Origin of the sequence: Lactiplantibacillus sp. 7.2.4 (assembly GCF_018991185.1) — a bacterium.
GTDB lineage: Bacteria > Bacillota > Bacilli > Lactobacillales > Lactobacillaceae > Lactiplantibacillus > Lactiplantibacillus pentosus.
Genome location: NZ_JAGYGS010000123.1, coordinates 1 through 2,157, shown reverse-complemented (window position 1 = coordinate 2,157; position 2,157 = coordinate 1). Strand labels below are relative to the sequence as shown.

At 36.4% G+C, this 2,157-nt stretch carries 3 protein-coding genes; all 3 read right to left on the bottom strand.

What is annotated here, in order from left to right; translation table 11 throughout:
- Positions 1 to 88 precede the first annotated feature (88 nt).
- Genes KGF70_RS16740 through KGF70_RS16730 form a run of 3 tightly spaced genes read right to left on the bottom strand, consistent with a single transcriptional unit; the run spans position 89 to position 1,776 of the window.
- Complete coding sequence (locus KGF70_RS16740) at positions 89 to 598, bottom strand: hypothetical protein (RefSeq protein WP_024971923.1); 510 nt, start codon at positions 596 to 598, stop codon at positions 89 to 91.
- Positions 567 to 776 carry a hypothetical protein gene (locus KGF70_RS16735; protein ID WP_024971924.1) on the bottom strand — a complete coding sequence of 70 codons (210 nt, stop codon included), beginning with the start codon at positions 774 to 776 and terminating at the stop codon, positions 567 to 569. The genes KGF70_RS16740 and KGF70_RS16735 overlap by 32 nt, the downstream gene beginning before the upstream one ends.
- Positions 777 to 819: 43 nt before the next feature.
- Positions 820 to 1,776, bottom strand: coding sequence for a protein rep (locus KGF70_RS16730; protein ID WP_024971925.1), 957 nt, complete (start codon positions 1,774 to 1,776; stop codon positions 820 to 822).
- Between the last annotated feature and the right edge of the window lie 381 nt (positions 1,777 to 2,157).

The window sequence follows — 2,157 nt, the reverse complement described above, 5'->3', positions numbered from 1 at the left end:
GTGGGCTCTGCGAGGCCGGTTTTGCCGCTGGCAAAAAAATAATCAAAGGTCGCTTTTGCTCCCAATGATTATTTAAAACAATAATACCTTAACAATGTTCATCAAAAATAAAATTTCTCAAAACATGTAAAAGTCTTCTCTGAATTTCTACAGGTTCAGTTTTTCTTTTCTCAAATTCTCTAATATAATCATCTCTTTGATCAGCACTCATATTTCTAAGATTATTACCAGATCCTCGAGTAGCTATCAATTCATAGTAAGCGAACAACGATTGCACGATTTTATCCACTATTTCAAAAATACTATTTGGAATTGCAAGAGTTCCTTCAACAAAATTTCTCAAAGCTAGTAAATCACTATTCAAATCAGGAATAGAATCTTTACCGGCACATTCTCCAATTTTATTATGAAGTGCTCCAGCTTTCTCAAAAAAACTATTTATAAATTCCTGCAAAACAACAAACTTATTAGAATTATCAGTATAATTTGTAACTCCAGAAATGAATTTTACATCAGAATTACTAATATTATTACCGTTAAAATTACCAGAAGAAGTATTAGAACAATTATCTTGACTGGTCTGATTGCTTCTTTTCATGCTTCTCACCTTCACTATTATCAACATTGACACTAGAATTATCGATATTATTACCATTGAAATTTCCCTTAATATTTTTCGAACTGTTAATAGTCTTTTTATTTCCTGTAAAAAAGTTAAAAGCACCCTTAATCATTCCCTTAAACAATCCCTTTAAGGCATTGAAAAATGAAGCCAAAGCAATCACCTCCCCCCTCACTTATAATATAGACAATAAATCATTAAACAAAATAATTCTTACGCTGATAATCCCATTTAGCAACAATCTCACGCACCACTTGATCAACCTTTTGATCATCACTATCCGTATTAATCAAATCACCATTTTCAACGTCTTCCAATTGCAACTGCTTGCGAATTTCTTTCAGCAAACCGCCATAGCTAATTTGCCGGGAACCAGCCAAAGCTCGTTCCAAATCATCAATTACTTGTAGGTCTTGTTCTTGATTATTAGTCAAAATATCTTTAGATTTTACCTGATATTTGGCCGTTTCTTGAGCACTAGCCAATAACGAATTTTTATGGCGATTCATATTCGGTTTAACTGCCTCAACATTCACCATTGGTACATAAGTCAATTTCATTGCCCGTTGCCAAAACCCAGTCCATTCTACTTGTGAAATATAGTTATCAGTCCCCTTAAAATAATGGTTCTTCACAAAAAGCAAAACATGCATATGATGGTGGTACATTGGCTGACCCGCTTCATGATTAACAGTCACTTCAGTCGAACGCACATAGCCCAATAAATTTTTGGCAACTTTTGTATACTGAAAAATTTTTGCAACAGCTCGTCCCATTTGACGTAACTCACTCTTCAATTGATCACCAGTTGTATTCTCAACCGTCAACGTTAAAAATAAGAACCGGCCCGTCTTTCGTTGTTTAACAGCTTCCGTCAAAATCTGTGTTAACTGATTGGATTGCTTCATTGCCCGCCGCCAATTACATAACGGACACAAACGAGAATGGCAAAACCAAGTCTGCGCCAATTTCTTGTGACCATTTTTATCTTCCACAAAACGCAAAACTTCGCCACATTCTTTAACTCGATGAGCTTTCTTATAATGCAATATTTGTAAATAGTCACCATACTGCAAGTTCTCTAACTTGCGCTCCCGCCACGGCCGAACTTTCCCTGACTTTGACCGATCAACCAAGACTTTTTCATTAGCCAAAATAAAAACTCCTCTCATCTGGCCACGTGAGAAGAGTTAATCTGTTATGTACTTGCTTCACTTAAATCAGTCAGAAGGCTTGACGGCAAAGGGTTCAAGCTTTAAACTATGTCTAGTAAATCCAAATACGATTTTTACAAGATTAACTCACGCGTTCGAGGTCGGCAAACTTTCGAAGCTCACGTGGGTTTTTTTTATATTTATTTTATACCACAATAATACGCCTAAACCCAGTTGTGTCAATGGTTTACCTCACTTTTTGAAAATGACGTTGTTTCTAATAGTATCAAGATAAGAAGAAACTGGTCAAAATCGACCAGTTTCTAAGCCCTCGGGCGCTGACGCCCCGAACCCAGTCCAAGCTGTGCCAGCTTGACCGCA